A 23,940-nucleotide genomic window follows, 5' to 3' on the forward strand; every position below is an offset into this window, starting at 1 on the left:
TCCACGCATGAGCGCCACGCTCAGTTACTTCGGCATCCGCCACCACGGGCCCGGCTGCGCGCGCAGCCTGCGCAAGGCGCTGGACGCGTTGCGGCCCGATTGCGTGCTGATCGAAGGCCCGGCCGGCGCGGAAGCGCTGGTGTCCACGCACCTGCACGATGCGCAGTTGCAGCCGCCGGTCGCGCTGCTGTCGTACGGCGCCGACGATCCGCAGCTGGCCGTGTTCCATCCCTACGCCGAGTTCTCGCCGGAATGGCAGGCGATGCGCTGGGCGGTCGAGCACGGCGCGGCGGTGCGTTTCATCGACGTGCCGGCCGGCGCCAGCCTGGCCTGGCAGCGCGCGCGGCGCGACGGCGCGCCGGGCGGCGAAGCCGCGGCGGGCGAGGGCGGGGCGGCGGCGCCGGAAGAACTCGCCGACGATGCGGCGAGCCTGGATGCGTTGCCCGATACCGATACCGAAACCGAAACCGTCGCCGAAGACGCGGCCGAGCGCCGCGACCCGCACCGCGATCCGCTCGACTGGCTCGCCCACGCCGCCGGCTACGCCGACGGCGAGAGCTGGTGGAACCACATGGTCGAAGAACGCGGCGACGGCGAAGGCCTGTTCGAAGCGATCGCTGCCGCCATGAGCGAACTGCGCGACAACGCCGAGCTGCGCAACGGCCTCGACCCGGGCGAAGAAGCCCTGCGCGAAGCGCATATGCGCAGCGCGATCCGCGACGCGGCCAGGCAGGAATTCGAGCGCATCGCCGTGGTCTGCGGCGCCTGGCACGTGCCGGCGCTGACCGCCAAGGCCAGCGTCGCGGCCGACAAGGCCTTGCTGAAAGACCTCCCCAAACTCAAAGCCGCGGCGACCTGGGTGCCGTGGACCTACCGCCACCTCAGCAGCGCCAGCGGCTACGGCGCCGGCATCGATTCGCCGGGCTGGTACGAGCATTTGTGGCGGCACGGCAGCGGCCAGTCGCGCAGCGTCGGCTGGTTCGCGCGGGTCGCGCGGGTGCTGCGCGAGCACGCGCTGGACTGCTCGTCCGCGCACCTGATCGAAGCCGCGCGCCTGGCCGACACGTTGGCCGCGCTGCGCGAACGCCCGGCGCCGAGCCTGGACGAGCTCAACGAAGCGACCCTGAGCATCCTGTGCAACGGCGACGACGCGCCGATGCGGCTGATCGAGCAGGCGCTGATGATCGGCGAGCGCACCGGCTCGGTCCCCGAGTCGGTGCCGACGGTGCCGCTGCAACGCGACCTGGAAGCCCAGCGCAAGCGCCTGCGGCTCAAACCCGAGGCGCTGAGCAAGCCGCTGGAACTGGACCTGCGCAACGACACCGACCTGCAGCGCAGCCAACTGCTGCACCGCCTGTTGCTGCTCGACATCGGCTGGGGCCGGCTCGGCGGCGCCGGCCGTTCGCGCGGCAGTTTCCGCGAAGTGTGGGAACTGGCGTGGCAGCCGGCGTTCGAGATCGAACTGATCGTCGCCAGCCGCTACGGCCAGACCGTCGAGCAGGCGGCGACCGCACGCGCGATCGAAACCGCGCGCCGCAGCGAGCGCTTGCCGGACCTCTCGCGGCTGATCGACCGCGTGCTGCTGGCGAACCTGCCCGGCGCGGTCGAGGCGGTCGCCGCCGAACTGCAGGCGCGCGCCGCGGTCGACGCCGACCCGCTGTCGCTGCTGGCCGCGTTGCCGGCGCTGGCCAACGTGCAGCGCTACGGCAACGTGCGCAACACCGATGCGGCGCAGGTGCGGCATCTGTTCGACGGCATGCTCGCGCGCGCCTGCATCGGCCTCACGATCGCGTTGGGCGGGCTCGACGAAGCCGCCGCCGGCGACGCGCGCGAGACCCTGCTGGCCGCCGACCGCGCGGTGGAGCTGCGCGAAGACGAGGCCCAGACCGCCGCCTGGCGCGGCGCCTTGCGCCAGATCGCGCTGGCCCTGAGCGCCACGCCGCTGCTGCGCGGCCTGGCCACGCGCCTGCTGTTCGACGCCGGCGCGTTCGACGGCGAAGCGGTGGCGCGCGAGCTGAGCCTGAACCTCTCGTCCGGCGCCGAACCGCTGCAAGCGGCGCAGTGGCTGGACGGCTTCCTCAACCGCAACGCCGCGGTGCTGCTGCACGACGACGCGGTGTGGGCGCTGATCGACGCCTGGATCACCCACCTGGGCCACGAGCACTTCCTGCGCGTGGTGCCGCTGCTGCGGCGCAGTTTCGCCGAATTCGAAGCCGCCGACCGACGTGATCTCGGCCTGCGGGTCAAGCGCCCGGCCGGCGCCGCGCCGGCGCTGGTCGCGCAGTCGGCCTGGGACGAAAACCGCGCCGCGCGCGCCTTGCCGCTGCTGCGCGAACTGTTCGGCCTGAGCGCCGCGGGAGACGCACGATGAGCGTGGATACGAACCCGGCCGACGGCGCGGCCGTGCCGAGCACGCGCGAGGAGCGCTGGCGCATGGTCCTGGGCAGCGAAGCCCAGAACAGCTGCGGCGGCCTCGGCGCGGGCCTGTCGCCGATGGACGCGGCGCTGGCCGCGCTGTACGAACCCAGCGGCCCCGGCGGCCTGTCGCGGCGCGGCGGCCGCGGCGGCTCGGCGCCGAACGTGGCGCGCTGGCTCGGCGACATCCGCAAGTACTTCCCGACCAGCGTGGTCCAGGTCATGCAGCGCGACGCCCTGCAGCGTCTGGACCTGCGCCAGATGCTGCTGGAAAAGGAGATGCTCGAAGGCCTCCAGCCCGACGTGCACATGGTCGCCAACCTGGTTTCGCTGTCGGGAGTGATTCCGGCCGAGACCAAGGAGACCGCGCGCCTGGTGGTGCGGCGCGTGGTCGAGGAACTGATGCGCAAGCTCGAAGAGCCGATGCGTTCGGCGGTGACCGGCGCGCTCGACCGCGCCCGCCGCACGCGCCGGCCGCGGCATGCCGAGATCGACTGGAACCGCACCATCCGCGCCAACCTCAAGCATTGGCAGGCCGACTACCGCACCGTCATTCCGCAGCAGCTGATCGGCTTCGGGCGCAAGTCGCGGCGGCCGCAGCGCGAGATCACTCTATGCATCGACCAGAGCGGCTCGATGGCCGCTTCGGTGGTGTACTCGAGCATCTTCGGCGCGGTAATGGCCTCGCTGCCGGCGGTGGCGACGCGGCTGGTGGTGTTCGACACCGCGGTGGTCGACATGACCGAGCAGCTCGACGATCCGGTCGACCTGCTGTTCGGGGTGCAGCTCGGCGGCGGCACCGACATCCACGGCGCGGTGGCTTATTGCCAGGGGCTCATCCGCGAGCCGCGCAACAGCATCCTGGTGTTGATCTCGGATCTTTACGAAGGCGGCGTGGAAGCCAAGCTGCTGGCGCGCGCGCAGGAGCTGGTCGAGGCGGGCGTGCAGTTCATCGTGTTGCTGGCGCTCAGCGACGAGGGGCGGCCGGCGTACGACCAATCGTTGGCGGCGAAACTCGCGGCGCTGGGGGTGCCTTCGTTCGCGTGTACGCCGGATGCGTTTCCGGGGTTGATGGCGGCGGCGATTCGGCGCGATGACGTCAATCAGTGGGCGGCGGGGAATGGGTTGGTGCCTACGCGGGCGGAGGGGTAGGGCGGGCGCAGCCCGTTGTTCCAACAAAGCCGAAACCAACTGCGGAGCACCCCCTGTAGGAGCGACGCAAGTCGCGACCACGACAACGCACCTACGCCGAACCCAGCGCAATGGTTGCGTTGTCGCGGTCGCGACTCGCGTCGCTCCTACAGTCGGATACGAAACTTCCGCTGCCCCCAAAACGCAAAAGGCCCAGGCAACCGCCCGGGCCTTTCGCGAAACCGACGAACCTCAGCCCGCCTTCTTCGCCGCCAGCTGCCGCAGCACGTAATGCAGGATGCCGCCATGGCGGAAGTACTCCGCTTCCTTCGGCGTCAGCAACAGCACCTTGGCCTCGAACGCGATCTCGCTGCCATCGGCCTTCTTCGCCGTCACCTTGGCCGTCCTGGCCTTGCCGTCGTCCAGCCCGGTCACGCTGACTACTTCGGAACCGTCCAGCCCCAGGCTCTGCGCGTTCTCGCCGTCCTTGAACTGCAGCGGCAGCACGCCCATGCCGACCAGGTTCGAGCGATGGATGCGCTCGAAGCTCTCGGCGATCACCGCCTTGACCCCGAGCAGGTTGGTGCCCTTGGCCGCCCAATCGCGCGAGGAGCCGGTGCCGTATTCCTTGCCGGCGAACACCACCAGCGGCACGCCGTCGGCCTTGTACTTCATCGCCGCGTCGTAGATCGCCAGCTTCTCCGGCGCGGCGCCGTTCTTGCCGTAGTACAGCGTGTTGCCGCCTTCCTCGCCGCCGAACATCAGGTTCTTGATGCGGATGTTGGCGAAGGTGCCGCGCACCATCACATCGTCGTTGCCGCGGCGCGAGCCGTAGCTGTTGAAGTCCGCCGGCTGCACGCCGCGCGAGATCAGGAAGCGGCCCGCGGGCGAGTCCTTCTTGATGTTGCCGGCCGGCGAGATGTGGTCGGTGGTGATCGAATCGCCGAACAGGCCCATGACCCGCGCGTCGTGCACGTCGTCGATGCTGCCGACGTCCATCGTCATGCCGTCGAAGTAGGGCGGGTTCTTGATGTAGGTCGAGGACTCGTCCCACTGGAACGACTCGCCGTCCGGCGAGGCGATCTGGTTCCAGCGGGTGTCGCCCTTGAACACGTCGGCGTAGTTCTGCGCGAACAGCTCCGGGCCAACCGTTGCCGCGATCGTATCGCCGATCTCTTTGTTCGACGGCCAGATGTCGCGCAGGAACACGTCTTTCCCGTCGCTGCTCTTGCCGATCGGTTCCTTGGTCAGGTCGATATTGACCGTGCCGGCGATCGCGTACGCCACCACCAGCGGCGGCGAGGCGAGGTAGTTGGCCTTCACTTCCGGATGCACGCGGCCTTCGAAATTGCGGTTGCCCGACAGCACCGAGGCGACCACCAGTTCGTTCTCGGCGATGCCCTTGGACACTTCGTCCGGCAGCGGGCCGGAGTTGCCGATGCAGGTGGTGCAGCCGTAGCCGACCACATAGAAGCCGAGCTTCTCCAGGTCGTCGAGCACGCCGGCCTTCTTGAGGTAGTCGGTCACCACCAGCGAGCCCGGCCCGAGCGAGGTCTTGACCCACGGCTTGGACTTCAGCCCGAGCTTGGCCGCGTTGCGCGCGAGCAGGCCGGCGCCGAGCATCACCGCGGGATTGGAGGTGTTGGTGCAGGAGGTGATCGCGGCGATCACCACCGAGCCGTCGGACAGTTCGGCGTCCTGCTCCTGGATGCGGATCTTCGACACCGGCTTGGCCGCGAGCTCGCTGGCCTGCGGCTGGTCGCCGCCCTCGCCGTTGAGCTCCTCGATCGCGCAGCCGACGCCCTTGGGCTTGCGGTTGGCGACCAAGGGGCCGAGGTTTTCCTGGAAGTTGGAATGCACGTTCTCGAGCAGCACCCGGTCCTGCGGCCGCTTGGGGCCGGCCAGCGACGGCTTGACGTCGCCGAGGTCGAGCGCGAGCGTGGCCGAATATTCGGCGTGCGGCTGGCCCGGCTCGTGCCACAGGCCCTGGGCCTTGGCGTAGGCCTCGACCAGCGCGATCTGCTCGTCGCTGCGGCCGGACAAACGCAGGTAGTTCAGCGATTCGGCGTCGATCGGGAAGATGCCGCAGGTCGCGCCGTACTCGGGCGCCATGTTGGCGATGGTGGCGCGGTCGGCCAGCGGCAGGTGCTGCAGGCCGTCGCCGTAGAACTCGACGAACTTGCCGACCACGCCGTGCTTGCGCAGCATCTGGGTCACGGTCAGCACCAGGTCGGTCGCGGTGCTGCCTTCGGGCAGCTTGCCGGTCAGCTTGAAGCCGACCACCTGCGGAATCAGCATCGACGAGGGCTGGCCGAGCATCGCCGCCTCGGCTTCGATGCCGCCCACGCCCCAGCCGAGCACGCCGATGCCGTTGATCATCGTGGTGTGGCTGTCGGTGCCGAACACGGTGTCGGGGAAGGCCTGCAGCTGGCCGTCGACCTCGCGGCCCATGACCACGCGGGCGAGGTTTTCCAGGTTGACCTGATGGACGATGCCGGTGTTCGGCGGCACCACCTTGAAATTCTCGAACGACTTCTGGCCCCAGCGCAGGAAGCTGTAGCGCTCCTTGTTGCGTTCGAACTCGATCTTGCCGTTGAGATCGAGCGCGTCCGGGCGGCCGAACACGTCGACCTGTACGGAGTGGTCGATGACCAGCTCGGACGGAATCAGCGGATTGATTTGCTTCGCATTGCCGCCGAGCTTGCCGACCGCATCGCGCATCGCGGCCAGGTCGACCACGCAGGGCACGCCGGTGAAGTCCTGCAGCACCACGCGCGCCGGCATGAATGCGATCTCGGTGTCGGGTTCCTTCTTCGCGTCCCAGTGCGCGACCGCCTCGATGTGCTCCTTGCCGACCGTGGCGCCGCCGTCTTCGTGACGCAGCAGGTTCTCCAGCAGGATCTTCATCGAATACGGCAGGCGGGCGATGTCGAAGCGCTCGCCCAGCACCGGCAGGCTGAAGTAGGTGTAGTCGCGGCCGTTGACGGACAACTGGCGGCGGGTCGAAAACGAGTCGCTCATTCGATGAACTCCTTTAGAAGTGCTGGCTCGCGCCTCGCGCGCGGCGAGGATCTGCTTGCGGTGGACCTGGCGACGCGGTGCGTGGCGGGGTCGGTGCCCGGATTATCCACCAGTTGCGTAGCGGCGGATGTGCAGGCGGTGTCGACAAGGGCGGGCCGCGGCGGCGGCTGGCGTCCGTCGGCGTTCGCGCTGGACCCGCATTTTGTCGCGCGTTTTGCGCAGCCTTGCGGCGTTTGCGCAATTGCTGCGGCGCCGCGCACAACGCAGCGTTGCGCGGGGAGGCGATATCGGCGCGCCGGGCATCCTGGCGTGCGACGCAGGCGGGTTGTCGTTCGCGTTCGAGGCGCGTCGGCCGTAAGTCGGCGGCGTCGGCGTGACAGTGCAGCGTCGGCGGCGTGCGCAAGCATCGGGCCGGTTCGTTGCAAGCGCACGACGGTCGCCGGCTGCGCGCGTCCGCTCCATACAGAGCGCCGACAGGCTTCGATGGGAAGCCGGGCTGCGATGACGATGACAAGGCGATCGCATGGCCGGCGAGGGTGGCTCGGTGGTCGCCGCGGCGGTCGCGCGCGCCGATGTTGGCCGCGATGGGACCGGCCAAACTCCTCGCCACTGGGCCCTTGCCCCTGGAGAAGCGAGGCGTCGTCGCAGCACCGGCGTCGTCGGGCGTCCCCTAGAACGGCGCCGCGTGCCGACTGAGGCCTGAACGATACGGCCCAGACCCTGGAATCCGACGAGCGGGCGTCGCTCATCGGGGACGGGGAAAATAAGATAAGTGTCTGTAATAAATAAGAATTATCTTGAGTTCACGGCGCAAGCCCCGGTCGCAGGCCCGCGCAGTCCAGCCGCGCGGCGGGTTCGGTACGCCCGTCCAGGTATGTATAATGCGCGCATACTTTCCGGAGCGTACCCATGGAAGCCACTGTCGCCGAGCGGGGCCAGATCACCCTTCCCAAGGCGGTGCGCGACGCTCTCGGCCTGACCAAGGGCACCTTGCTGAAGGTCGAGCTCGACGGCAGCCGCATCATCCTGCGCAAGAGCGTCGACGACGCGATCTCCAAGGCGCGCGGCAAGTTCGCCCTGGACGGCTTCGATTCCAGCGAAGACGCCGCCCGCGCGGTGCGCGACGAGGAATGAGCCGGTGATCGCGGTCGATGCGCCGGTCCTGATCGAACTGCTGAGCGACGGCCCGCAGGCCGACGCGGTCGAGTCCTGCCTGCGCCAGAGCCTGGTCGGCGGCCGCGTGGTGGTGTGCGACATCAGTCTGGCGCAGATCTGCGCGGCGCTGCGCGGCGGCGCCGAGGTGCAGGAAGCGCTGGAGGAAATGGGCATCCATTTCAACGCGCTGGAAGCCAAGTCGGCGTTGCGCGCCGGCGAGATGCACCGGCGCCAGCGCCAGCGCGGCGGCGGACCGCGCGGCCTCGGCGATTTTCTGGTCGGCGCCCACGCCTTGCTGCAATGCGACGGGCTGATCACCTGGAACGACGCTTTTTATCGCGACTACTTCAAAGGGCTGAAGCTGATCGTGCCGCAAGCCTAGCCCTGTTCGACACCGCTGCACCCCTGTCTCTTACCACCCGTCACAACCCCGGATCCACTCGGATCCACGCGGAGAATTTTATGTTGGAAGCCTATCGCCACCACGTTGCCGAGCGCGCCGCGCTGGGCATTCCGCCGCTGCCCCTGACCGCCCAGCAGACCGCCGAGGTCATCGAACTGCTGAAGGCCCCGCCGGCCGGCGAGGGCGAGTTCCTGCTGGACCTGATCACCAACCGCGTCCCCGCCGGCGTCGACGACGCCGCTAAGGTCAAGGCCTCGTACCTGGCCGCGGTCGCGTTCGGCACGGAGAAGAACGCGCTGATCTCGCGCGCCCGCGCCACCGAACTGCTGGGCACCATGCTCGGCGGCTACAACATCCATCCGCTGATCGAGCTGCTCGACGACGCCGAAGTCGGCGCGGTCGCGGCCGAAGCGCTCAAGCACACCCTGCTGATGTTCGACGCGTTCCACGACGTGCAGGAAAAGGCCCAATCCAACAGCGCGCCGGGCAACGCCAACGCCCAGGCCGTGCTGCAGAGCTGGGCCGACGCCGAGTGGTTCACCAGCAAGCCCGAAGTGCCGCAGTCGATGACCGTCACCGTGTTCAAGGTGACCGGCGAAACCAACACCGACGACCTGTCGCCGGCGCCGGACGCGACCACCCGCCCGGACATCCCGCTGCACGCGCTGGCGATGCTGAAGAACAAGCGCGACGGCATCGAGCCGGAAGAAGACGGCAAGCGCGGCCCGATCGCCTTCATCGAATCGCTGAAGGACCAGGGCCACCTCGTGGCTTACGTCGGCGACGTGGTCGGCACCGGCTCCAGCCGCAAGTCGGCGACCAACTCGGTGCTGTGGTTCACCGGCGAGGACATTCCCTTCATCCCGAACAAGCGCTTCGGCGGCGTGTGCCTGGGTTCGAAGATCGCGCCGATCTTCTACAACACGATGGAAGACGCCGGCGCGCTGCCGATCGAACTCGACGTGTCGCAGATGAACATGGGCGACGTGGTCGAGCTGCGTCCGTACGAAGGCAAGGCGTTCAAGAACGGCGAGCTGATCGCCGAATTCGCGCTGAAGTCCGACGTGCTGCTCGACGAAGTCCGCGCCGGCGGCCGCATCCCGCTGATCGTCGGCCGCGGCCTCACCGCCAAGGCGCGCGAAGCGCTGGGCCTGGCGCCGTCGAGCCTGTTCCGCCTGCCGCAGAACCCGGCCGACAGCGGCAAGGGCTATTCGCTGGCGCAGAAGATGGTCGGCCGCGCCTGCGGTCTGGCCGAAGTCGACGGCGCGCAGCCGGGCATCCGCCCGGGCACCTACTGCGAGCCGAAGATGACCTCGGTGGGTTCGCAGGACACCACCGGCCCGATGACCCGCGACGAGCTCAAGGATCTGGCCTGCCTGGGCTTCTCGGCCGATCTGGTGATGCAGTCGTTCTGCCACACCGCCGCGTATCCGAAGCCGGTCGACGTCAAGACCCACCACGAGCTGCCGGCCTTCATCAGCAACCGCGGCGGCATCGCCCTGCGTCCCGGCGACGGCGTGATCCACTCGTGGCTCAACCGCATGCTGATGCCCGACACCGTCGGCACCGGCGGCGACTCGCACACCCGCTTCCCGGTCGGCATCTCGTTCCCGGCCGGCTCCGGCCTGGTCGCGTTCGCCGCGGCCACCGGCGTGATGCCGCTGGACATGCCCGAGTCGGTGCTGGTCCGCTTCAAGGGCGAAATGCAGCCCGGCGTGACCCTGCGCGACCTGGTCAACGCGATTCCGCTGGCCGCGATCAAGAGCGGTCTGCTGACCGTCGCCAAGCAGGGCAAGAAGAACATCTTCTCCGGCCGCATCCTCGAAATCGAAGGCTTGCCGCAGCTCAAGGTCGAGCAGGCGTTCGAGCTGTCCGACGCCTCGGCCGAACGTTCGGCCGCGGGCTGCACGGTGAAGCTGGACAAGGAACCGATCATCGAGTACCTGACCAGCAACATCACCCTGCTGAAGTGGATGATCGCCGAAGGCTACGCCGACCCGCGTTCGCTGCAGCGCCGGATCAAGGCGATGGAAGGCTGGCTGGCCAATCCGCAGTTGCTGGAAGGCGACGCCGATGCCGAGTACGCCGCGGTGATCGAGATCGACCTCAACGAAATCGTCGAGCCGATCGTGGCCTGCCCGAACGATCCCGACGACGTCAAGACCTTGTCCGACGTGGCCGGCGCGGTCATCGACGAAGTGTTCATCGGCTCGTGCATGACCAACATCGGTCACTTCCGCGCGGCCGCGAAGCTGCTGGAAGGCAAGCGCGACATCCCGACCCGTCTGTGGGTCGCGCCGCCGACCAAGATGGACGCGTCCGAGCTCACCAAGGAAGGCCACTACGGCACCTTCGGCACCGCTGGCGCGCGCATGGAAATGCCGGGCTGCTCGCTGTGCATGGGCAACCAGGCGCAGGCGCGCGAGGGCGCGACCGTGTTCTCGACCTCGACCCGCAACTTCCCGAACCGTCTGGGCCGCAACACCAACGTGTACCTGGGTTCGGCCGAGCTGGCCGCGATCTGCTCGCGTCTGGGCCGCATCCCGACCCGCGAGGAATACATGGCCGATGTCGGCGTGCTCAACGCCAACGGCGACAAGATCTATCGCTACATGAACTTCGATCAGATCGAAGACTACAAGCAGGTCGCCGACACCGTCGCCGCCTAAGCGGCTGCGCGCCGTCCGCGGCGGAGCGAGAAAACCCCGGCTTCGCGCCGGGGTTTTTCTTTGTCGGCGGCCGCGTGGAATGTTTTACCCTGGCCGTGCAAGCATCCGCGCTGCGCCGGGCGAGTAGGGGATCCCACGCCTTCGCTCGTCTTCACTACTTCCCCCCCGATAAGGATTTCGCCATGAACCCTTCGCCGTTGCGCTTCGCATCGATCACCGCCTCCGTCCTGGCGCTGGCCCTGCCGCTGGCCGCCGTCGCCGCCGAGGAGCCCTACAAGGACGGCGCGCAAGCGCTCGCCGACGTGGCCAAGATCGTGACCTGCGAGGCCAAGCGCGAACAGTTCATGCGCATGGGCGACGCGCTGACCCCGCTGTACTACGACAAGCCGGCGCAGCCGGCGCTGGCGGGCTGGCGCAAGGTCGAGGACAAGAACACGTTCGTGGTCATGTTCGACATGCCCGAGCCGATCAAGGTGTACGGCCACTCGACAAAGCGCTTGATGATGGTCAGCGAAAGCCTGTTCGCCGTGCTCGACGGCGACTTCGCCGACGCGTTGTCCAAGCAGCTCAAGCTGGTCGCCAGCGACGAGCCGCTGGCCCGGCACATCCGCACGCGCGAACTGCGGCGCGAGGCGCTCGGCGACGGGATCGACGCGACGGTCACGCAGACGATCAGCACGCTGACCACCCATCCGGGCAAGACGATGGTGGGGTGCGAGTACAAGATGGTGTGGTGAGGCGGGTGGGGCGCTCGGCCTGGGAGGCGAAGGCATCCAGGCGGGCGTCGTCGTTCGATCGGCGCAGGCGGCACCCGCAGCCGCGCACCGTCATGGAGCTCCTGTAGGAGCGGCGCAAGCCGCGACCGCGCAACCTCATGCCCCGGCGCAAGCGCGACGCCGGCTGGATCAATCCAGCCGCGCGTCGATCGAATCCACCATCGCCCGCTTGCGCAGCACGAAATCCCAGTAACTGCCGCCCAACTGCCGCCACAGCACCGCCGAACGCACCGCCGCCAGCAGCACCGCGCGCACTTCGGCGACCACGCCGGGCTGGCCGAGGTAATGCGGATTGCCCTGCACCAGCACGCGCGGGCGCAGGTGGCTCAAGGTGTCGGCGTACAGCGTGCCGAGCGCGGCGATCACGTCGGGATGGGCGCTGCCCAGGCGCTGGGCGTTGTCGGCCTGCTCGCGGATGCCGCGCAGCACCTTGTCGGTCATCTCGGCGTCGCGGACGAAGCGCCGCTCCAGTTGCAGCACCGCCAGGCCCAGCCGCGGCAGGTGTTCGTCCTTGATCCGGCTGCTGAAATAGTCTTGGGTCAGCACCAGCCCCGGGCGCAGCTGCGCGGTGCTGCCGTAGACCGCCGACGGCGAGGAGGCGTCGATGCGGAACACCGAGTCCAGCGCGGTCTGCAGCACGCTGGCGTTGGCCTGGCCGGTGTCGGCGATGCGCCGCACCTGGGCCAGGGCCTGGGCGAGGCCGGCGAGGGCGAGGACGCGTTCGGAAAGTTCGGCCATTACGGATTCGTCGTCATAGAAAGGGAAAGCGCGCCGGCGCCCGGCGCCGGCGCGTCGGTCGCGGCGATCACCGCGCCGCCGAGGCATTCGTCGCCGGCGTACAGCACCAGCGACTGGCCCGGGGTCACCGCGCGCTGCGGCTCGGCGAAGCGCACCGACAGGGTACCGTCCTGGCCGACTTCGACCTCGCACGACTGGTCGCTCTGGCGGTAGCGGGTCTGCGCGGCGCAGGCGAAGCGGCGCGCGGGCGGGCTGCCGGCGATCCAGTGCGCGGTCTCGGTGGTCAGCGTCTGCGAGCGCAGCCACGGCGTATCGCTGCCCTGGTCGACGTACAGCACATTGCCGGCGACGTCCTTGCCGACCACGTACCACGGCGCCTGTTCGAAGCCGCGCACGCCGCCGATGTTCAGGCCTTCGCGCTGGCCGAGGGTGAAATAGAACACGCCCGGGTGGCGGCCGACGCTGCGGCCGTCGGGGGTGCGGATCTCGCCGTCGCGCGCCGGCAGGTAGCGCGACAGGAACTCGCGGAAGTCGCGCTCGCCGATGAAGCAGATGCCGGTCGAGTCCTTCTTGGCCGCGGTCGGCAGCTGCGCGGCGCGCGCCATCTCGCGCACGTCGCGCTTGAGCAGCTCGCCGAGCGGGAAGCGGGTCGCGCCGAGCTGGGCCTGGCCGAGCTGGTGCAGGAAGTAACTCTGGTCCTTGCTCCGGTCCAGCGCCTTGAGCAAACGGAAGCGGCCGTCGACCTCGTCGACCCGGGCGTAATGGCCGGTCGCGATGTAGTCGGCGCCGAGTTCGCGCGCGGCGTCGAGGAAATGCTTGAACTTGATCTCGCGGTTGCACAGCACGTCGGGATTCGGCGTGCGCCCGGCCGCATATTCGGCGACGAAGTGCTCGAACACCCCGTCCCAGTACTGGCCGGAGAAATCGCGGAAGTGGATCGGCAGGCCGAGCCGCCCGGACACCGCGACCGCGTCGCGGCGGTCGTTCTCGGCGCGGCAGTCGCCGCTGCCGTCGTCGGCCCAGTTCTGCATGAACAAACCCGACAGGGCCTGCCCGGCATCGCGCAACAGCAAGGCCGCGACCGAGGAATCGACCCCGCCCGACATGCCCACGATGGTGTCCGCCGACCTCGTCATGACCGTCAAACCGAGGCGGCGCCGTCCGCGAAGTGCTGGACCAGGTCGAGCGAATGGCGGCGTCCGGCGAGGAAATCGGCGGCGACCTGCCACACCAGCGGGCTGCGGTGCTGGCCGGCGCGCGCCTGCAGCTCGGCCGGGGTCATCCACACCGCCTGCACGATGCCCTCGTCGAGCGGGCGCTGCGGGTCGTGGCTGACCGGCTCGGCGGCGAACGCGAAGCGCAAGTAGTGGCGGCCGCTGCCGCCGGCGGAGTCGTCGGGCGCCTTCCACTGGTAGGCGCCGACGAACGCGGTCAGGCGCACCTGCCAGCCGGTTTCCTCGAGCGTCTCGCGCAGCGCGGCCTCGATCAGGCTCTCGTCCGGCTCCAGATGGCCGGCCGGCTGGTTCAGCACCAGGCGTCCGCCGACGGTCTCCTCGACCATCAGCAGGCGGCCGCCGTCGACCACCACGGTGGCCACGGTGACGTCGGGTTGCCAGAAACGGCCTTCGCGGTAGCTCACGTCAGAATTCGTCCTGGTCGGGGGTGAGTTCGGCTTCCATCTGGTCGGCCGCGCGCACGGCGTAGTCGATCGCGTCGTCCAGGCTCTGGCCGGACGCGCCGGCGTCGAGCTTGACCACGAACACCGCGACCCCGTCCTGGCTGGTCCAGCCGCCGAGCTTGCTCAGCTGGCCGTCCTCGAGCAGGCGGTTGGCGACGGCCGCCGACAGCGCGCCGCCGTCGGCGGTGCGATAGGCCGGCGACCAGATCTCGCGCACCTTCAGCGAACCGAAGCGCTGGGTGCGCGACAGCACGTAGGCCATCTGGCTGCGCTTGTCGTCCAGAGCGAAGGTGAGCACGAAGTCGCCGTCGCCGTCGACCTGATATTTGTAACCCAGCGCGTCGAGCTGGGCGCGGACCAGCGGATCGCCGTCCTTGGAGACGGCGCCGGCGCTGTCGCCGTCGCGACCGGGCTTGGCCGTCTGCTTGTCGGCATTGGCCGGTTTGGATTCGGCCGGTTTAAGCGGGCCCGGCTTGAGTGCGGCGCCGCCGGCTTCGGCCGCGGGCGGTGCTGTCGCGGCCGGCTTCGCGTCGGCGGCCCACGCGGGCGCGGCCGCGAGCGCGGCGAGCAGCAGCGCGGCGCGGGCCGGACGGAACGTGGAGCCGGTCGGAAAGCCGGAAGTGGGGCGCATGCGGGTCCTTGAATTCTGCGACGGCGGCGCAATCTGCACCGACGGCACCGCTACAGATGGCGGCGCTGCGGCATTTTGCAATGCGCTCGCGCACGCGTCCACGCCGCGCCGCGACCGTTCCACGCCTCCGTACGGAGGCCGCGCCCCGCAGGGGCAGGGGTCTATAATCCACGCATGGCCAAACAGACCGATCACGAACACAGCCACGGGGTGCTGGTGGAAGCCGGCAAGCCCGAGCTGGCCCGCCCTCCGCTCTACTCCGTCATGCTGCTCAACGACGACTACACCCCGATGGACTTCGTGGTCGAGGTGTTGCTGCGCTTTTTTCCGATGAACGTCGAAAAAGCCACCCAGATCATGCTGCACGTGCATACCCGCGGCCGCGGCGTATGCGGCGTCTTCACGCGCGAAGTTGCCGAATCGAAGGTAGCGCAAGTGAACGAATTTTCAAGGATGCATCAGCACCCCTTGCTGTGCACGATGGAAAAGGCCTAAAAGGGAGCTGAAGCATCCCCCTGGGGCGGGGCATGGAAAAGCCGGCGAGCGCCCCCACGTAGCGTGCATACGTCCTGGAGGCTCCGCCCCATGTTCAGCAAGGATCTCGAATACAGCATCGGCCAGTGCTACAAGCGCGCCCGCGAGGCGCGCCACGAGTACATGACGGTCGAACACCTGCTGCTCGCACTACTCGACAACCCGTCCGCCGAGGCCGTACTCAAGGCGACCGGGGTCGACTTCGCGCGATTGCGCAGCGACCTGGAACAGGCCATCGCGACCTCGGTCCAGGTCCTGCCCGACGACGTCGACCGCGACACCCAGCCGACCCTCGGCTTCCAGCGCGTGCTGCAGCGCGCGGTCTACCACGTCCAGTCCTCGGGCAAGAAGGAAGTCACCGGCGCCAACGTGCTGGTCGCGATCTTCGGCGAAAAGGACTCGCACGCGGTCTACTTCCTCAACCAGCAGGACGTGGCCCGCCTCGACGTGGTCAACTACCTGTCCCACGGCATCGTCAAGCACAACGGCGAGGACGGCCACGGGCACCACGAGGAGGAGGCCAAGCCGCCGGAGGGCATGGAGGGCGAGAGCAAGTCCGACGCCCTGGCCGAGTTCGCCAGCAACCTCAACCAGCTCGCCCGCGAGGGCAAGATCGACCCGCTGGTCGGCCGCGGCGACGAAGTCGAGCGCACCATCCAGGTGCTGTGCCGCCGGCGCAAGAACAACCCGCTCTACGTCGGCGAGGCCGGCGTCGGCAAGACCGCGATCGCCGAAGGCCTGGCCAAGCGCATCGTCGACGGCGAGGTGCCCGAGGTGTTGCGCAACGCGACCATCTTCGCCCTCGACCTGGGCGCGCTGGTCGCCGGCACCAAGTACCGCGGCGATTTCGAGAAGCGCCTCAAGGCGGTGCTGGCCCAGCTCAAGAAGCAGCCCGATTCGATCCTGTTCGTCGATGAGATCCACACCATCATCGGCGCCGGCTCGGCCAGCGGCGGCACCATGGACGCCAGCAACCTGATCAAGCCGGCGCTGTCGTCGGGCGAGCTGCGCTGCATCGGCTCGACCACGTTCCAGGAATACCGCGGCATCTTCGAGAAGGACCGCGCGCTGGCGCGGCGCTTCCAGAAGATCGACATCGTCGAGCCCACCGTCGGCGAGACCTACCAGATCCTGCAGGGCCTCAAGCCGCGCTACGAGTCGCACCACGGCGTGACCTACGCCGACGAAGCGCTGCAGGCGGCGGTCGACCTGTCGGTCAAGCACATCGGCGACCGGCTGCTGCCCGACAAGGCCATCGACGTCATCGACGAGGCCGGCGCGCGCCAGCGGCTGCTGCCGGAAAGCGTGCGCAAGAGTCTGATCGACATCGAGGAAATCGAGACGATCGTGGCCAAGATGGCGCGCATCCCGACCAAGCAGGTCTCGGCCAGCGACAAGGACGTGCTCAAGAACCTCGAGCGCAACCTCAAGATGGTGATCTTCGGCCAGGATCCGGCGATCGAGACCCTGGCCTCGGCGATCAAGCTGGCGCGCTCGGGCCTCGGCAATCCGGACAAGCCGATCGGCAACTTCCTGTTCGCCGGCCCGACCGGCGTCGGCAAGACCGAGGTGACCAAGCAGCTCGCGCTGCAACTGGGCATCGAGCTGGTCCGCTTCGACATGTCCGAGTACATGGAGCCGCATTCGGTCAGCCGCCTGATCGGCGCGCCTCCGGGCTACGTCGGTTTCGACCAGGGCGGCCTGCTGACCGAGAAGATCGTCAAGACCCCGCACTGCGTACTGCTGCTGGACGAGGTCGAGAAGGCGCATCCGGACATCTTCAACATCCTGTTGCAGGTGATGGACCGCGGCACGCTGACCGACACCAACGGCCGCGAGGCCAACTTCAAGAACGTGATCGTGGTGATGACCACCAACGCCGGCGCGGCCCAGGCCGCGCGCCGCTCGATCGGCTTCACCAAGCAGGACCATGCCACCGATGCGATGGAAGTGATCCGCAAGAGCTTCTCGCCGGAGTTCCGCAACCGCCTCGACGCGGTCGTGCAGTTCCAGGCGCTCGGCTTCGACCACATCCTGCGCGTGGTGGACAAGTTCCTGATCGAGCTGGAGACCCAGCTGCACGAGAAGAACGTGTCGCTGTCGGCCACCCCGGCCGCGCGCGACTGGCTGGCCCAGCACGGCTTCGACCCGCTGATGGGCGCGCGGCCGATGGCGCGGGTGATCCAGGACCAGATCAAGCGTCCGCTCGCCGACGAACTGCTGTTCGGCAAGCTGGTCGGCGGCGGCCGGGTCAGCATCGACGTGCGCGACGACCGCTTGGTCGTCGAAGCGCAGGCCGAGCCGGAGCGGTTGTTGCCGGCGACGGTGTGAGTCCTGCGGCCGCTTGCGCGGCATGAGAAAGGCGGCCTTCGGGCCGCCTTTTTCTTTGCCGGGTATCGAGTTCCTTGGATTGCGCGGTGAGCGCGGTGTCGCGGTCGCGGCTTGCGCCGCTCCTACAGGGCGAGTCCGATATCGCGCTGCCGACTTGTAGGAGCGGCGCAAGCCGCGACCGCGATACCTAGACTACGGCGCAACCTTGCACTCAGCGCGTGGCTGCGGCCTGAAGCCTTTCATTTCCGTCAGAAGCGAGAAAGCCGCATGCGAAACCCTCCGCATGCGGTACAGCGGCACCCGCCTCGCCGCAGGCGCGGGGGGCGCGTGCGGCGGCAACGAATCCGGCCCAAGCGGACGCCGTGAGCGAACGGCGACCGCGATCGACGGTTCAGCGCTTGATGTAGCGCTTGAAGGCTTGCTCGTCGATCTTTTCCACCCGAGAAATCGAGCAGTAGTCGCGCTGCGTGGCGAGCTTGGAGCCCTGCGGGCACAAGCGGCCTTCCTGCTTGTCGGTCGAGATCTTGAGCTTGGCCGAATAGCCCAGGTCGTTGCAGCCGTAGCGCATTTCCGCGCGATAGAACGAAGCGCCGTCCTGGACCGCCACGGCGCTGTCGCCGGCGCGGCGCACGACGTGGGACGCGCTCAGGTCGACGCACTCCTGCAACGGATCGGCGGCGAGCGCGGGCGCGGCGGTAACGGTAAGCGCGGCGGCGACAACGATGGCGGACAACAGCTTCATGCTTGCATCCTCGAACGTGGGTAGGGGCGGGGCGTGTGCGCAAATCTAGCGTTGCGCGCGCGCGGCCAAATCTGGAGAAAGTCGCGGTGACCTTCGTCATGGCATGACTTGGGTCATGCCATGACCTCCGGCATACACGTGACAAGACCGTGCCTTCGCTGCGCTTTCGCGCAGCGTTGCAAGTTCGATCCGATGCATGGATGCCGCAGCGTGCGAAAGGGTTGCAGCGCGATCGTGCGCGGCGATGCGATGACGGGTGCGGCCGGTCGGTCCGGATATGCGCGCAGTTGCGTTCGCTGTCGCGAGAGCGAAGTCGCGTCGCGCGGTACGCGTGCGCGGCTTCGTGCATTCGCGCAGTAGTGTCGGTGCGCGGTCGCGGCTTGCGCCGCTCCTACAGGAACTCCATGCCGATTCGCAGCGACGACCGCTACCTGTAGGAGCGGCGCAAGCCGCGACCGCGCCAATCGAACGACCGCGCCAATCGAACGACCGCGCCAATCGAACGACCGCGCCAATCGAACGACCGCGCCAATCGAACGACCGCGCCAATCGAACGACCGCGCCGGCCCGGACGAGCGCCCATGACGAACCCGCGCACACCAGTCGCGAACCGCTCACATGCTGCGTCGCGCAACGCAACCGCCGCGAAACGCGCGCTGCGTCGCAAGCGCGACCCGCTCTGCGACATACAGACTGTCGGTTTTGCCAGTGCGCGCCGCAGCGGTGCGATGGCCGGTGCTAGCGTCGCTGCGCTCGCGGATCGCGGGCGGCGGCGGTCGAAGCCGCCTTCATCAGCAACAGGAGTTCGATTCGATGAAGAAACGTTCTCTCGCGGCCGTGGCCGCGTTCGTGTTCGGCTGCGCCGTGGTCACCACGGCGATGGCGGCCGATGCCTGCCAGACCTGTTGGGTGCGCTACAACAAATGCGTCGGCGCGCTCGACGTGCAGACCTGCGATTACCAGGTCGAAGTGTGCCTGGCCCAGAACGGGTGCCCGCGTCCGCCGTGGTGAGCGGCGCTGCGTTCGCCGCCGTCCCGCGCGAGCGGGGCGGCGGCCGGTCCCCGAATCGTCGACAAGGAGTCCCAATGAACACTCGCCACATCCTGCTCGCGGCATCGGCCGCGTTCGCGTTTTCGGCCGCGGCGGTCGCGATGGCCGGTCCGATCGGCCCGGGCGGCTCGTGCAAGCAGTGCCGGACCGCGTACCAGATCTGCCAGGCCAACGGCGGCGAAGCCGGCACCCGCGATTGCGAAACGCCGTTCAGCCAATGCCTGATCGCCGCGGGCTGCCCGCTGGAATGAAGCCCCGGGCGTGCGGGCGCGAGGGCTGAAGCGCTCCGGCCCGTGCGGCCCGGCCGGCGTTTCCAACCCACCCAGGACCGGGTAAGGCGCCGGAACGGATCGTGCGGGCCACCGCCCGCGACAATCGTACGGACACAAAAAAGGCGGCCAATGGCCGCCTTTTCAGTGAGTTGCCGCGATTACTTCATGCGGTAAGTGATGCGGCCCTTGGTCAGATCGTAGGGCGTCATCTCGACCTTGACCTTGTCGCCGGTCAGGATCCGGATGTAGTTCTTGCGCATGCGACCCGAGATGTGGGCGATGATTTCGTGCCCGTTTTCGAGACGCACGCGGAACATGGTGTTCGGAAGAGTTTCCGCCACCGTGCCCTCGAATTCGATCACGTCGTCTTTTGCCATGTGCTTCCCAGGAAGGTGGACTCGCAGAGGAGTCCTGGAGTCGGGTGTAGGGCGTCGCGCGCCCGCGAAGCCGAGCATTTTGCCACGGCGGAGGCTCAGGAGCAAAAAAATCGTTAACGAGGCTCGCGATCCGCCGCTGCGCGCGTCCCGGCCGGGCCCGCGCCGGCGTCCTCCGGGGCTTCGATCCGCTCGGCCTCGGCCCGCTCGACGTCGGCCAGTTCGGCCGCGGCCAGTTCGCCGAAGCGCCCGGTCCACGGGCCGGGAGCGAAGCCGGGCGCGGCCGCGAGCTCGGCGGCCGCGGCCAGGAACTGCGCCCGCGGCAGCGAGACCGCGCCCAGGCTCAGCAGATGCGGGTTTTCGACCTGGGCGTCGAGCCAAGGCCAGCCCCAGCCGTGCAGGCGCCGGGCCAGCGCCGCGAGCGCGACCTTGGAGCCGCCGGAGGCTGCGCTGAACATGCTTTCGCCGTAGAACATGCGGCCGATGGCTACGCCGTAGATGCCGCCGACCAGTGCCTCGCCGTCGAACACCTCGACCGAATGGGCATGCCCGAGCCGGTACAGGCGGGTATAGGCCTCGCGCATCGCCGGCAGGATCCAGGTGCCGTCCTGGCCCGGCCGCGGCGCCGCGGCGCAGGCGCCGATGACCGCCTCGAACGCGGTGTCGGCGCGCACCGTCCAGCGGCTGCGGCGCAGGCCGCGGCGGAATTTGGACGGCAGGCGCACGCCGTCGCTGCGGAACACCGTGCGCGGGTCCGGGCACCACCACAGCAGCGCGTAGTCCTCGCTCGGCCACGGGAACACGCCGCTGCGGTAGGCGTTGAGCAGCCGCGCCGGGCTGAGGTCGCCGCCGACCGCGAGCAGGCCGGCGGGCTTCTTCAGCGCGCGCTCGCCCGGCGGGAACGGCGCCTCGGGGTCGCTCGGCAGCAGGAACGGCAGGCGCTGTTTCTTCATGCGTCCGACGATGGCGAATCCGCCGCGGCCGCGCCGTGACCGCCGTCGGCGCCGGCGACCGCCTTGAACGGCGAATGCGCAAGCAGGGTTCGGGCGTAGCGCCGCACCGAGGCCGCTTCTTCGCGGCACCACGGCCGCAGCGCGTCGCGGAACGAGGGATGGGCGATCCAGTGGCGGCTGCGCACTTCGGTCGGCAGGAAGCCGCGCGCGATCTTGTGCTCGCCCTGGGCGCCGGGCTCGAACGCATGCAGGCCTTCGCGCAGGCAGTACTCGATGCCCTGGTAGTAGCAGGTTTCGAAATGCAGGCCCGGCAGCTCGGCGCGCGCGCCCCAGTAGCGGCCGTAGAGGGTGTCGGCGCCGCGCAGGCACAGTGCGCCGGCGACCGGCTCGCCTTCGTAGTCGGCCAGGAACATCACCAGCGCTTGCGGCAGTTCGCGGGCGAGGTGATGCAGGAACTCCAGGGTCAGCGCGGCGTGGTTGCCGTACTGGTCGAAGGTGCTGCGGTAGAAGCCGTACATCGTCGCCAGGTCGGCCGCGCTGGCCTGCGCGCCTTCGACCACGCGCATGCGCACGCCGGCGCGCGCGACCTTGGCCCGCTCCTGGCGGATGTTCTTGCGGTGCTTGTGGTCGAACGCGGCCAGGAACTGGTCGAAGTCCTGCCAGCAGCGGCCGTCGGCGTCGGGCCGGTTGCGCCAGTGGTATTGCACGTCCACGCGCTCGAGCCAGTCGGCGTCGCCTTCGGCGGCGAAATCGGCGGCTTCCTCATGGGCGTGGAAGTTGACGTGCGCCGAGGACAGCTCCTGGCGTTCGCACAGCTGCGCCATCGCGCGCAGCAGCAGGCGCCGGTGTCCGGGCTCGCGCGCGAGCAGGCGCGGGCCGGTCACCGGCGAGTACGGCACCGCCGACAGCCATTTGGGGAAGTAGTCCAGGCCATGCTGGGCGTAGGCGCGCGCCCAGGCGTGGTCGAACACGAACTCGCCGTGCGAGTTCTCCTTCAGATACGCCGGCATCGCCGCGACCAGTTCGTCGCCGCGCCACAGGCTCAAGTGATGCGGGGTCCAGCCCCAGTCTTCGCGCAGGCAGCCGGTGGCTTCCAGGCCGCGCAGGAAGGCGTGGGCGACGAACGGGTGGGCGCCGTCGTGCAGCGCGTCCCATTGCGCCGCCGATACTTCGTCGAGCGAGGCCAGCAGGCGGACCGAGACGGCGTCGCTCACGGCGCGGGCGAGGGCGCGGCCGCGCGCAGGTACACGTCGGGATCGTGCTTCTGCATGTGCTGCTCGGGCTTGGGCAGCGCGGTGAAGCCGAGCTTGGCGTACAGCGGCTGCATGTCGCTGGTGACCAGCAGCCAGCGGCGCAGGCCCTGCACGCGCGGGTCGGCCATCAGGGCTTCCACGACCGCGCGGCCGTAGCCGTGGCCGCGTCGCTGCGGCGCGACGAACACGTCGGCCAGATAGGCGAAGGTGGCCTGGTCGGTGATCGCGCGGGCGAAGGCGACGAGTTCGCCGTCGACATAGCCGCGATAGCACAGCGAGCCGTCGAGCGCGCGGCGCAGGGTGGCGGCGGGAATGCCCGCGGCCCAGTAGGTCTGCGAGAGGAAGCCGTGGACGACGGCGAAATCGGCGTCGGACAGCGGATCGTCGCGGAAGCTCAGCATCGTGGCGGCACCGGTGCGGGAGCGAAGGCGGGACGTTGCGGGAGCGCCCGCCGCCTTCGCCGCTGCGGGACGGCCGTGGCGCGCGGGTCCGGGCGGAGCGTTCCGCCCGGGCCGTGCGCGGCAGGCGCGATCAAGCGTCCTTGTCGAGGTACTTCTCGGCGTCCAGCGCGGCCATGCAGCCGAAGCCGGCCGAGGTGATCGCCTGGCGGTAGACCTGGTCGGCGACGTCGCCGGCGGCGAACACGCCTTCCACCGAGGTCTGGGTGGCGTTGCCGTCCAGGCCGGTGCGGATGGTCAGGTAGCCGTTCTTCATCTCCAACTGGCCTTCGAACAGGCTGGTGTTGGGGGTGTGGCCGATGGCGACGAACAGGCCGTGGATGGCCAGCTCGCGGCTGGAGCCGTCCTGCACCGACTGCAGCTTCAGGCCGGTCACGCCGGCGTCGTTGCCGAGCACTTCCTCGACGGTGTGGTGCCACACCGGCTCGATCTTGCCGGCCTGGATCTTGGCCTGCAGCTTGTCCTGCATGATCTTCTCGGCGCGCAGCGTGTCGCGGCGATGCACCAGATAGACCTTGCGCGCGATGTTGGACAGGTACAGCGCTTCCTCGACCGCGGTGTTGCCGCCGCCGACCACCGCCACGTCCTGGTCCTTGTAGAAGAAGCCGTCGCAGGTCGCGCAGGCCGACACGCCGCGGCCCTTGTACTCGTCTTCCGACGGCAGGCCGAGGTACTTGGCGGTGGCGCCGGTGGCGATGATGAGCGCGTCGGCGGTGTACTCGCCGCTGTCGCCGATCAGCCGGAACGGACGCTTGGACAGGTCGGCGGTGTGGATGTGGTCGAACTGCACTTCGGTGTCGAAGCGTTCGGCGTGGGCCTGCATGCGCGCCATCAGGTCCGGGCCCATCAGGCCGTGCGCGTCGCCGGGCCAGTTGTCGACTTCGGTGGTGGTCATCAGCTGGCCGCCCTGTTGCAGGCCCGTGATCACCAGCGGCTTGAGGTTGGCGCGGGCGGCATAGACGGCGGCGGTCCAGCCGGCCGGGCCGGAACCGAGGATGACGACGCGGGAGTGCTTGGTTGGGCTCATGTATATAATCGCGGGCTGTTGGAATGCGCTGTGCGCAGCAGGGAATCGGCGGGATTTTGCGCAGCGCCGGGCTTTGTAATCGGTTTATCGCCCCATACGCCGGCGTGTAGAAAATCCCGGGGCAGGGCATAGCTTGGAGGCGCCGACCCGGCAAAACAAGGCATCGCGCGCGGACGCAACGTTGCGCGGCGCGGCCGCAGGCGCGAACCGCCAAACCGTAGCTGGCATTGCGGCGGTGGTGAGAGTAAAAAGCCGCGTGTGCGGGCCGGCCGCGCCGGAGGCAGCCGCGTCGCGGGTGCGCTGCGCACGGCATCGATCGGACGGCGCGG

The 23,940-nt window shown here is 69.0% G+C and carries 21 protein-coding genes; 10 read left to right on the forward strand and 11 right to left on the reverse strand.

Going from position 1 to position 23,940, the window contains the following annotated elements; translation table 11 throughout:
* The first annotated feature begins 7 nt into the window (after positions 1–7).
* On the forward strand, positions 8–2,371 hold the full coding sequence (locus tag JHW38_RS02870; protein WP_207524529.1) for a DUF5682 family protein: 2,364 nt from the start codon (positions 8–10) through the stop codon (positions 2,369–2,371).
* Positions 2,368–3,567 (forward strand): VWA domain-containing protein, encoded by a 1,200-nt coding sequence (locus JHW38_RS02875; RefSeq protein WP_207524530.1) that lies wholly within the window; start codon positions 2,368–2,370, stop codon positions 3,565–3,567. The genes JHW38_RS02870 and JHW38_RS02875 overlap by 4 nt, the downstream gene beginning before the upstream one ends.
* Before the next feature lie 231 nt (positions 3,568–3,798).
* Here JHW38_RS02875 and acnA read toward each other — a convergent pair whose 3' ends face one another.
* Positions 3,799–6,567 (reverse strand): aconitate hydratase AcnA, encoded by a 2,769-nt coding sequence (gene acnA, locus JHW38_RS02880; protein WP_207524531.1) that lies wholly within the window; start codon positions 6,565–6,567, stop codon positions 3,799–3,801.
* Between the two features lie 909 nt (positions 6,568–7,476).
* Between acnA and JHW38_RS02885 the strand changes: the two genes are divergently transcribed.
* From JHW38_RS02885 to JHW38_RS02900, 4 genes are all read left to right on the forward strand, one after another.
* On the forward strand, positions 7,477–7,701 hold the full coding sequence (locus JHW38_RS02885) for an AbrB/MazE/SpoVT family DNA-binding domain-containing protein (protein ID WP_207524532.1): 225 nt from the start codon (positions 7,477–7,479) through the stop codon (positions 7,699–7,701).
* Between the two features lie 4 nt (positions 7,702–7,705).
* Positions 7,706–8,104, forward strand: a complete 399-nt coding sequence (locus tag JHW38_RS02890) for a type II toxin-antitoxin system VapC family toxin (protein ID WP_207524533.1) — start codon at positions 7,706–7,708, stop codon at positions 8,102–8,104.
* An 80-nt stretch (positions 8,105–8,184) separates the two neighbouring features.
* Positions 8,185–10,794: a bifunctional aconitate hydratase 2/2-methylisocitrate dehydratase gene (gene acnB / locus JHW38_RS02895; RefSeq protein WP_207524534.1), complete on the forward strand. Its 2,610-nt coding sequence runs from the start codon at positions 8,185–8,187 to the stop codon at positions 10,792–10,794.
* Positions 10,795–10,976: 182 nt separating this feature from the next.
* Positions 10,977–11,531 (forward strand): hypothetical protein, encoded by a 555-nt coding sequence (locus JHW38_RS02900; RefSeq protein WP_207524535.1) that lies wholly within the window; start codon positions 10,977–10,979, stop codon positions 11,529–11,531.
* A gap of 168 nt (positions 11,532–11,699) precedes the next feature.
* Here the strand turns inward: JHW38_RS02900 and hflD are convergent, their stop codons facing one another.
* Genes hflD through JHW38_RS02920 form a run of 4 tightly spaced genes read right to left on the reverse strand, consistent with a single transcriptional unit; the run spans position 11,700 to position 14,617 of the window.
* Positions 11,700–12,308 carry a high frequency lysogenization protein HflD gene (hflD, locus tag JHW38_RS02905; protein ID WP_207524536.1) on the reverse strand — a complete coding sequence of 203 codons (609 nt, stop codon included), beginning with the start codon at positions 12,306–12,308 and terminating at the stop codon, positions 11,700–11,702.
* Positions 12,308–13,444: a tRNA 2-thiouridine(34) synthase MnmA gene (mnmA, locus tag JHW38_RS02910; RefSeq protein ID WP_207524537.1), complete on the reverse strand. Its 1,137-nt coding sequence runs from the start codon at positions 13,442–13,444 to the stop codon at positions 12,308–12,310. The genes hflD and mnmA overlap by 1 nt, the downstream gene beginning before the upstream one ends.
* Before the next feature lie 5 nt (positions 13,445–13,449).
* Positions 13,450–13,947, reverse strand: a complete 498-nt coding sequence (locus tag JHW38_RS02915; protein ID WP_207524538.1) for an NUDIX hydrolase — start codon at positions 13,945–13,947, stop codon at positions 13,450–13,452.
* Between the two features lies 1 nt (position 13,948).
* Positions 13,949–14,617 carry a hypothetical protein gene (locus JHW38_RS02920; protein WP_207524539.1) on the reverse strand — a complete coding sequence of 223 codons (669 nt, stop codon included), beginning with the start codon at positions 14,615–14,617 and terminating at the stop codon, positions 13,949–13,951.
* Between the two features lie 174 nt (positions 14,618–14,791).
* Between JHW38_RS02920 and clpS the strand changes: the two genes are divergently transcribed.
* Both clpS and clpA read left to right on the forward strand, forming a co-directional pair.
* A complete protein-coding gene (clpS, locus tag JHW38_RS02925; protein ID WP_207524540.1) occupies positions 14,792–15,112 on the forward strand; it encodes an ATP-dependent Clp protease adapter ClpS in 321 nt (106 codons plus the stop codon).
* A gap of 90 nt (positions 15,113–15,202) precedes the next feature.
* On the forward strand, positions 15,203–17,482 hold the full coding sequence (gene clpA, locus JHW38_RS02930) for an ATP-dependent Clp protease ATP-binding subunit ClpA (RefSeq protein ID WP_207524541.1): 2,280 nt from the start codon (positions 15,203–15,205) through the stop codon (positions 17,480–17,482).
* 391 nt (positions 17,483–17,873) lie between these two features.
* Here clpA and JHW38_RS02935 read toward each other — a convergent pair whose 3' ends face one another.
* Positions 17,874–18,224: a DUF6491 family protein gene (locus JHW38_RS02935; protein WP_207524542.1), complete on the reverse strand. Its 351-nt coding sequence runs from the start codon at positions 18,222–18,224 to the stop codon at positions 17,874–17,876.
* Positions 18,225–19,037: 813 nt separating this feature from the next.
* On the opposite strand from JHW38_RS02935, the gene JHW38_RS02940 reads away from it, so the two are divergent.
* Together JHW38_RS02940 and JHW38_RS02945 are read left to right on the forward strand one after the other, a co-directional pair.
* Positions 19,038–19,235, forward strand: a complete 198-nt coding sequence (locus tag JHW38_RS02940) for a hypothetical protein (RefSeq protein ID WP_207524543.1) — start codon at positions 19,038–19,040, stop codon at positions 19,233–19,235.
* A 74-nt stretch (positions 19,236–19,309) separates the two neighbouring features.
* Positions 19,310–19,525 carry a hypothetical protein gene (locus JHW38_RS02945; protein WP_207524544.1) on the forward strand — a complete coding sequence of 72 codons (216 nt, stop codon included), beginning with the start codon at positions 19,310–19,312 and terminating at the stop codon, positions 19,523–19,525.
* A gap of 179 nt (positions 19,526–19,704) precedes the next feature.
* On the opposite strand, the gene infA is transcribed toward JHW38_RS02945, so the two are convergent.
* The 5 genes from infA to trxB form a co-directional block, all read right to left on the reverse strand.
* Positions 19,705–19,923, reverse strand: a complete 219-nt coding sequence (infA, locus tag JHW38_RS02950; RefSeq protein ID WP_031372296.1) for a translation initiation factor IF-1 — start codon at positions 19,921–19,923, stop codon at positions 19,705–19,707.
* Between the two features lie 113 nt (positions 19,924–20,036).
* The gene (aat, locus tag JHW38_RS02955) at positions 20,037–20,873 is read right to left on the reverse strand and encodes a leucyl/phenylalanyl-tRNA--protein transferase (RefSeq protein ID WP_207524545.1); all 837 of its coding nucleotides are present in this window, start codon (positions 20,871–20,873) and stop codon (positions 20,037–20,039) included.
* Positions 20,870–22,087, reverse strand: a complete 1,218-nt coding sequence (locus JHW38_RS02960; RefSeq protein WP_242691155.1) for a GNAT family N-acetyltransferase — start codon at positions 22,085–22,087, stop codon at positions 20,870–20,872. Before JHW38_RS02960 ends, aat begins: the two co-directional genes overlap by 4 nt.
* Positions 22,084–22,527 (reverse strand): GNAT family N-acetyltransferase, encoded by a 444-nt coding sequence (locus JHW38_RS02965; protein WP_207524546.1) that lies wholly within the window; start codon positions 22,525–22,527, stop codon positions 22,084–22,086. Before JHW38_RS02965 ends, JHW38_RS02960 begins: the two co-directional genes overlap by 4 nt.
* A 130-nt stretch (positions 22,528–22,657) precedes the next feature.
* On the reverse strand, positions 22,658–23,611 hold the full coding sequence (gene trxB, locus JHW38_RS02970) for a thioredoxin-disulfide reductase (protein ID WP_207524547.1): 954 nt from the start codon (positions 23,609–23,611) through the stop codon (positions 22,658–22,660).
* Between the last annotated feature and the right edge of the window lie 329 nt (positions 23,612–23,940).

Source organism: Lysobacter enzymogenes, from assembly GCF_017355525.1.
In the GTDB taxonomy this organism is placed as follows: Bacteria; Pseudomonadota; Gammaproteobacteria; order Xanthomonadales; family Xanthomonadaceae; genus Lysobacter; species Lysobacter enzymogenes_C.

What these genes read in the sequence shown, in the direction of transcription:
- clpS (WP_207524540.1), top strand. Translation starts at nt 14,792, where the DNA reads ATGGCCAAACAGACCGATCACGAACACAGCCACGGGGTGCTGGTGGAA.
- JHW38_RS02885 (WP_207524532.1), top strand. Translation starts at nt 7,477, where the DNA reads ATGGAAGCCACTGTCGCCGAGCGGGGCCAGATCACCCTTCCCAAGGCG.
- JHW38_RS02900 (WP_207524535.1), top strand. Translation starts at nt 10,977, where the DNA reads ATGAACCCTTCGCCGTTGCGCTTCGCATCGATCACCGCCTCCGTCCTG.
- mnmA (WP_207524537.1), bottom strand. Translation starts at nt 13,444, where the DNA reads ATGACGAGGTCGGCGGACACCATCGTGGGCATGTCGGGCGGGGTCGAT.
- clpA (WP_207524541.1), top strand. Translation starts at nt 15,203, where the DNA reads ATGTTCAGCAAGGATCTCGAATACAGCATCGGCCAGTGCTACAAGCGC.
- trxB (WP_207524547.1), bottom strand. Translation starts at nt 23,611, where the DNA reads ATGAGCCCAACCAAGCACTCCCGCGTCGTCATCCTCGGTTCCGGCCCG.
- hflD (WP_207524536.1), bottom strand. Translation starts at nt 12,308, where the DNA reads ATGGCCGAACTTTCCGAACGCGTCCTCGCCCTCGCCGGCCTCGCCCAG.
- acnB (WP_207524534.1), top strand. Translation starts at nt 8,185, where the DNA reads ATGTTGGAAGCCTATCGCCACCACGTTGCCGAGCGCGCCGCGCTGGGC.
- JHW38_RS02920 (WP_207524539.1), bottom strand. Translation starts at nt 14,617, where the DNA reads ATGCGCCCCACTTCCGGCTTTCCGACCGGCTCCACGTTCCGTCCGGCC.
- JHW38_RS02945 (WP_207524544.1), top strand. Translation starts at nt 19,310, where the DNA reads ATGAACACTCGCCACATCCTGCTCGCGGCATCGGCCGCGTTCGCGTTT.
- infA (WP_031372296.1), bottom strand. Translation starts at nt 19,923, where the DNA reads ATGGCAAAAGACGACGTGATCGAATTCGAGGGCACGGTGGCGGAAACT.
- JHW38_RS02935 (WP_207524542.1), bottom strand. Translation starts at nt 18,224, where the DNA reads ATGAAGCTGTTGTCCGCCATCGTTGTCGCCGCCGCGCTTACCGTTACC.
- JHW38_RS02965 (WP_207524546.1), bottom strand. Translation starts at nt 22,527, where the DNA reads ATGCTGAGCTTCCGCGACGATCCGCTGTCCGACGCCGATTTCGCCGTC.
- JHW38_RS02870 (WP_207524529.1), top strand. Translation starts at nt 8, where the DNA reads ATGAGCGCCACGCTCAGTTACTTCGGCATCCGCCACCACGGGCCCGGC.
- JHW38_RS02875 (WP_207524530.1), top strand. Translation starts at nt 2,368, where the DNA reads ATGAGCGTGGATACGAACCCGGCCGACGGCGCGGCCGTGCCGAGCACG.
- acnA (WP_207524531.1), bottom strand. Translation starts at nt 6,567, where the DNA reads ATGAGCGACTCGTTTTCGACCCGCCGCCAGTTGTCCGTCAACGGCCGC.
- aat (WP_207524545.1), bottom strand. Translation starts at nt 20,873, where the DNA reads ATGAAGAAACAGCGCCTGCCGTTCCTGCTGCCGAGCGACCCCGAGGCG.
- JHW38_RS02940 (WP_207524543.1), top strand. Translation starts at nt 19,038, where the DNA reads ATGAAGAAACGTTCTCTCGCGGCCGTGGCCGCGTTCGTGTTCGGCTGC.